Source organism: Streptomyces sp. P5F9 (genome assembly GCF_057961495.1).
Genome location: NZ_JBXVPZ010000565.1, coordinates 1 through 5,707 on the forward strand (window position 1 = coordinate 1; position 5,707 = coordinate 5,707).

The window sequence follows — 5,707 nt, forward strand, 5'->3', positions numbered from 1 at the left end:
CCACCGCACCCCGCCCCCGGTCGCCCACCCCAAGGGGACCCCGTGTCGCTGATCTCAACTCTCGCCCGGCTGGAGGCAGTTCAGACCGGCCGTGCCCAGCCCGCCGCCACCGTCCTGCACCGGCATCTCTCCGCGCGCCCCCTCGTCCTCGTGCCGCTCACCACCGCCGGCGAGGCCGGGGCGCCGCTCGGCGCGCTCGTCGGTACGGACCGGGACGCGCCGCGGCTGTTCGTCGTACCGCAGCCGCGTGACCGGGACCTCAGGTTCACGTTTCTCGCCGAACTCGCGGACGTGGTCCTGCCGTACATCGACACGTTCGCGGACGACGTCGAGGCCGCCGAGCGGAACGAGACCGATCCGGAGACCGGGAAGCGGGTCAAGGTCGAGGTCGAACTGTGCGCGGACGCACCGCAGTTGATCGTGCCGAGCCGCGCGGGCATCGAGTTGGTGCGGCTGCTGGGGCGTTCGATGCGCTTTCGCCGTACGGCCGAGCAGGACCCGGAGACCCCGCACCCGGCGCCCCCGCGCGTGCCGTTGCTCGGGCGCTGGCTGACCCACTACGGGGAGCGAGCCCGGGTGCCCGGTTCCGCGCTGCTGCTCGCGCTCACCGAGGTGCTCGGCCGGCACTGGTCCACGGGTCAATCCAGCCTGGAGGACCAGCACTTGGGCGCGCTGCTCGCCTGGATCGACCCGCCGGACGGTGTCTCCGGCGCCGAGGCCGCGCTCGACGCGGAGCTGCGGCGGGACGCTCGGGGCCAGTTGGTGTGCCCGCCAGCCGGCCCGGCCACGGACCCGGCGTTCGACAACAAGCTGCTCGCCCCCGCCATCGAGCGCTACGACCGCGCCCGTACCGCCCTCGCCGCCGCCGAGGACGGCCTGGAGGCGGACGACCGGCTCGGTGAACTCACCGCCGCCGAGCGGGAGATCAGGTCCCTCGTCGAGAGCGTCACCCGCCCCACCTGGGACGCGGTGTGGCACGGGCTCGACCTGTTGCGGGCGCTGCCGGAGGGTGCGCACACCGTCGACCGGTGGACCCGGGACCGCTGGTCGTTCACCGGCCACCGGGACCGGATCGTCGCCGGTGAGCCCCCGCAGCCGCGCCGCGACGACGCGGTCACCGCCGCCAACAAACTCGCCACGCGCGAGCGTGAACAGGCCCGGCTCGATGCCCAGGAGGCCCTGGACGACCCGCTGGTGATGGCCGGGCGGCGACTCGCCGGGGAGGCGTTCGCGGGCGAGGTCATCGATGTCGTCATGGCGTACAGCGAGGGCAAGAGCCCCCGCCCGCGCCCGCTGGTGACCGTGCGCACGGACGACCGGCCGCATCTCGGGGAGCGGGTGAAGGTGTTCCGGTCGCTCGGCGGGAAGCCGCAGTCGGCGGAGTTCGTGGGCCACGAGGAGGACGGTGCCGTCGTCGTCCTCCGGGTCGTCGACAAGATGGGGCGCGGCAAGGAGCCGGAGACCGGTTCGCTGCCGGAGAAGGGCGACCGGATCTGCTTCACGCTGTTCGAGCACGAGCAGCGGGGCGGCGCGAAACTGCCCGACCAGGAGGAGACGCCGTGGACGCACGGGGGTCCGCCGGGCGAGGAGAGCGCCGTGCGGGAGGCCGCCGACCCGGTGACCGAGGAGGACGTCCTGTGAGCGCCGACATCGTCTTCGACCCCGGTGCCGAGGCCGGCCGCGCCACCGACGCGATCCTCCGCGACACCCTGCACGGCACGGCTCGCGGAGTCGTCGTCGACTCTCCGCCGGGCGCCGGCAAGTCCACCCTCGTCGTCCGCGCGGCACTCGAACTGGCCGACGCGGGGCGCCCGTTGATGGTGGTCGCGCAGACCAACGCGCAGGTCGACGACCTCGTCGTACGGCTCGCCGAGAAGAACGGCGAGCTGCCGGTCGGCCGCCTCCACAGCAGTGACGCCGACCCGTACGACAAGGCGCTGGACGACCTGCCGAACGTACGGAAGTCGGCGAAGGCGGGCGAACTCGCCGGGCTCCCGGTCGTCATCTCCACGGCGGCGAAGTGGGCGCACGTCAAGGTCGACGAGCCGTGGCGGCACGCGATCGTCGACGAGGCGTACCAGATGCGCTCGGACTCGCTGCTGGCCGTGGCCGGGCTGTTCGAGCGGGCGCTGTTCGTGGGCGACCCGGGGCAGTTGGACCCGTTCGCGATCGTCGGCGCGGAGCAGTGGGCAGGCCTTTCCTACGACCCCTCGGCCTCCGCGGTGACGACCCTGCTGGCCCACAACCCCGAACTGCCGCAGCACCGCCTGCCGGTGTCGTGGCGGCTCCCGGCGTCGGCGGCGCCCCTGGTGTCGGACGCGTTCTACCCGTACACGCGCTTCCGCAGCGGCACGGGCCACGGCGACCGGCGGCTCACCTTCGGTGTCCCGTCGGACGGTTCGGGCCCGGACCGGGTGATCGACGAGGCCGCCGAGGCGGGCTGGGGCCTGCTGGAACTGCCCGCCCGCCACACCCCTCGCACGGACCCGGAGGCGGTGCGGGCGGTGACGACGGTCGTACGACGCCTGCTGGACCGGGGCGGCGCGGCCACGTCGGAGCGCTCACCGGACCCCACTCCCCTGACCGCCGACCGCATCGCGGTCGGCACCGCGCACCGGGACCAGGCGGCGGCGGTCCGTGCGGCGCTGGCGGAGTCGGGCGTCACGGACGTGACGGTGGACACGGCGAACCGCCTCCAGGGGCGGGAGTTCGACGTCACGGTGGTCCTCCACCCCCTCTCCGGCCGCCCCGACGCCACCGCCTTCCACCTGGAGACGGGCCGGCTGTGCGTCCTGGCCTCCCGGCACCGGCACGCGTGCGTCGTGGTCTGCCGGGCGGGGGTCAGCGAGCTGCTGGACGACCATCCGTCGACGGAGCCGGTGCAGCTGGGGGTGACGGTGAAGTTTCCTGATGGGTGGGAGGCAATGATGTCCACATGGGACCACTGGTCCGAGCACCGGGTGGCCTGGCGTCCCTGACCGTCCTTACGGCACCTGCCCGTCAGGCGATCAGCACGGCGCCGCCCGATCCGCCGGACGGAGTCCGGCACGCCGCCGGAGGCGGCCAATGGAAACAGCCCCGACGGGTGGGAGGCGAATCATGCGGTGCTGGCGCATCTCGCGGAACACCGGGTGGTGTGGAGACCGTGACCGGCACGCGTGTGCGAACGCCGGTGACGCGAGACCGTGACCTGCGGCTCCTCGTGGTCCGGTGCGCGGGGTGATGAATACCGGGCCGGGCGGCTGGGCAGCCAATCATGCGGTGCGGGATTGGTGCCCCGGGAGTATGCCCGGGGCCCCTTGCGCACCCGGGGGACAATGGACGGTGGTCCGCTCGTGAGGCGGGTCATCCATGACGTACGAGGAGGAGAAGACATGGCGGAGCACACGCCGCGTCGCAACGAATCGCGGCTACGCCCCGCGCCCCTGCTCTTCGAGCCCGCCCAGGCGGCCGAGGACCCGGAGCACTTCTTCGACCTGGAGTCGATGGACGACCCCCGCGCGCTGCTGGCCCGCGCGACGGAGCTGACCCACGCGTTCCGCGCCGCGACCGACCGCGCGGTGGAGTTCCAGGCGATCGCGGCGGCCCAGCTCGCCGACCCACGCCGCTTCGACCGGCTGACCCCGGCGGACATCGCCGAGCGCGCCGGGTGGACCGAGGACTACGCCAAGAAGATGGTCGAGTTCGGCCGGGACCTGCTGCGGGGCACGGAAGGCCGGGACAGCGGGGGTGCCGACCCGGTGTGACCTCGGGAGCGGGGGCCCGGAGGACGAGAAAGAACTTCTGGCATATGCCGGTCGGGCAAGATACTCCCTCCCGCCCCCTCCTGTCCCGATTTCCGACAACTCTCAGAGAGCGGATGCTCACGGGCGGTAGATCTGTGGGACATGAGCCGCACACAGGATGAGCCCTTCGCCGACCGCTTCGACATCTCGGGCGTCACCTCGGACGGTGCCGCCTGGCTCGCCTCGGCAGGAACGTATCCGCGCAGCACCCTCGCCCTCTGGAAGGAACGGCCGGACGCCCCGGTCGTCCTGCCCTGCGGGTCCGCCTTCGACGTGGTGAGCGCCCCGGTGGTCTTCGGGCGCCGCATGGTCGGCCGCTTGTGGGAGGAGGGCGCGGGCTCCGGACCCGTCGCGACGCACCGGGGGCGCATGCTCCTGTTCGCCAGTCCCGGCACGGCTCAGCGGTTGCCGTCGCTGCTGGGCTGGGAGGAGTGGGGCGCACACCCCGGGGAGCACAGCCGTACGGAGTCCGTCCCGCCGTTGCTGTGTCACGGCAGGGGTGACGCGGTGACCGTCCCGGCGCTGGTGCGCGGGGCATCGCCGGCCCCGTTCGACTCGCGCTGGCTGGTCGCTCCGGACACCCGTCGGCCCTGGCTTCCCGGGGCCGAAATCCTGCTCTGGGCGGCCGTGCGGGCGGCCCGCGCGACCGTGCGGATATCGATTTTTCCTCCCCCGGATCAGGATGCTAAGGTCTACGACGTCAGCAGGCGCCGCTAGCTCAGTTGGTTAGAGCAGCTGACTCTTAATCAGCGGGTCCGGGGTTCGAGTCCCTGGCGGCGCACGCTAGCGATGGCGAGGCATGTTCGCGGAAAACGCGAACCAGCCTCGCCATCGTTGTTTGTGCGCGGCTTCGCCGCACGTTGCGGGGGCTTTGCCACCCACACCCCCACCGCCGGTGGTCCGGGGTTTTCAGCCCGGCTCCCCCGGCGTGATGGTCACCGTCCACGCCCCCGAAGCCGTCCGCCCCTCCACCTTCACCTTCACGTTGTCGCCGGGCACGGTGAAGCTCTCGCCGAGGGAGACCGGGGCGTCGGCGAGGGGCGGGTAGACCGAGGTCTCCCAGCAGGCCTCGGTGTGCGGGTGGGCGTCGACGACCTCGATCGGGCCGTTCCCGGAGGCCGCGCCGTCGCGCACCCGGTACACGAGGATGCCCTGTTTGCAGGCCGTGCTGTCGTTGCCGACGGGGCTGCGCGCCTCGAAGGCCAGCGCGCTGTCGGTCCCGGTGCGCACGACCGCCAGCTTGGTGCCGAGGCCGAGGCCGAACACCGGTGGCCCCGCCGCGCCCCCGGCCGAGGAGGTGCCGGGCCCGGCGGCCACGGGTTCCAGGGTCAGCCGTTTCGGCGCGGTGCCCCGTACGCACACCACCTGGCGCGGATCCAGCCAGCCCAGCTTCCACTTGTGCCAGGCGAACAGGTCCGGGGAGAGCCCGAACTGACTGCCCATCAGATCCCAGTCGCCGACGTAGGTGTCCCAGTCGCCCTTGCCGTCCACCGGCCGGTGGTAGAGGTCGGGCAGGTCGAAGACGTGGCCCGTCTCGTGGGCGAGGACGAGCCGGTCCGGCGGGTGCTTCTCGAAGACCGTGACGACCCGTCGGACGTCCGTGCCGTCGGCCCGCAGCGGGGTGTCCAGATTGACGACCTTCGTCGCGTCCGAGTCCACACCGGGCGCGTCCGGATCTGCCACGAAGTAGACGATGTCGTAGCGCGAGAAGTCGACCTCGCTGTCGGAGGCGGCGAGCGCGTCGCGGAGGTACGCGGCCCGGTTCGCCGGGTTCCAGTCGCGCTGTATGGCGTACGACGTCGACGCGTGCGGCATGCGGATCCAGTTCCGCAGCGGGTGCGGGCGGAGCGTGAACCTGCCGTAGGAGGCGCGTTCGTAGAAGCGGGTGGTGGCCGGGAAGTGGTCGGCGGCGAGTTCGGCGG

Annotated in this window: 5 protein-coding genes and 1 tRNA gene; 5 read left to right on the forward strand and 1 reads right to left on the reverse strand. The window is 72.7% G+C overall.

Going from position 1 to position 5,707, the window contains the following annotated elements; all coding sequences use genetic code 11:
* The first annotated feature begins 42 nt into the window (after window positions 1–42).
* The 5 genes from AC31A1_RS45625 to AC31A1_RS45645 all read left to right on the forward strand — a co-directional run bounded on the left by AC31A1_RS45625 (window position 43) and on the right by AC31A1_RS45645 (window position 4,566).
* On the forward strand, window positions 43–1,641 hold the full coding sequence (locus AC31A1_RS45625) for a hypothetical protein (protein ID WP_489658970.1): 1,599 nt from the start codon (window positions 43–45) through the stop codon (window positions 1,639–1,641).
* Window positions 1,638–2,978 (forward strand): AAA domain-containing protein, encoded by a 1,341-nt coding sequence (locus AC31A1_RS45630; protein WP_489658967.1) that lies wholly within the window; start codon window positions 1,638–1,640, stop codon window positions 2,976–2,978. The genes AC31A1_RS45625 and AC31A1_RS45630 overlap by 4 nt, the downstream gene beginning before the upstream one ends.
* 396 nt (window positions 2,979–3,374) lie before the next feature.
* The gene (locus AC31A1_RS45635; protein ID WP_093627061.1) at window positions 3,375–3,746 is read left to right on the forward strand and encodes a hypothetical protein; all 372 of its coding nucleotides are present in this window, start codon (window positions 3,375–3,377) and stop codon (window positions 3,744–3,746) included.
* Between the two features lie 141 nt (window positions 3,747–3,887).
* Entirely contained in the window at window positions 3,888–4,502 is a 615-nt protein-coding gene (locus tag AC31A1_RS45640; protein ID WP_489658968.1) for a bifunctional DNA primase/polymerase, read from the forward strand.
* A tRNA-Lys gene (locus tag AC31A1_RS45645) sits at window positions 4,493–4,566 on the forward strand. Before AC31A1_RS45640 ends, AC31A1_RS45645 begins: the two co-directional genes overlap by 10 nt.
* A gap of 128 nt (window positions 4,567–4,694) precedes the next feature.
* On the opposite strand, the gene AC31A1_RS45650 is transcribed toward AC31A1_RS45645, so the two are convergent.
* The coding region (locus AC31A1_RS45650; RefSeq protein ID WP_489658969.1) for a M6 family metalloprotease domain-containing protein at window positions 4,695–5,707 on the reverse strand (1,013 nt) is incomplete at its 5' end.

Coding starts and splice junctions, on each gene's coding strand:
- AC31A1_RS45635 (WP_093627061.1), top strand. CDS start 3,375: ATGGCGGAGCACACGCCGCGTCGCAACGAATCGCGGCTACGCCCCGCG.
- AC31A1_RS45640 (WP_489658968.1), top strand. CDS start 3,888: ATGAGCCGCACACAGGATGAGCCCTTCGCCGACCGCTTCGACATCTCG.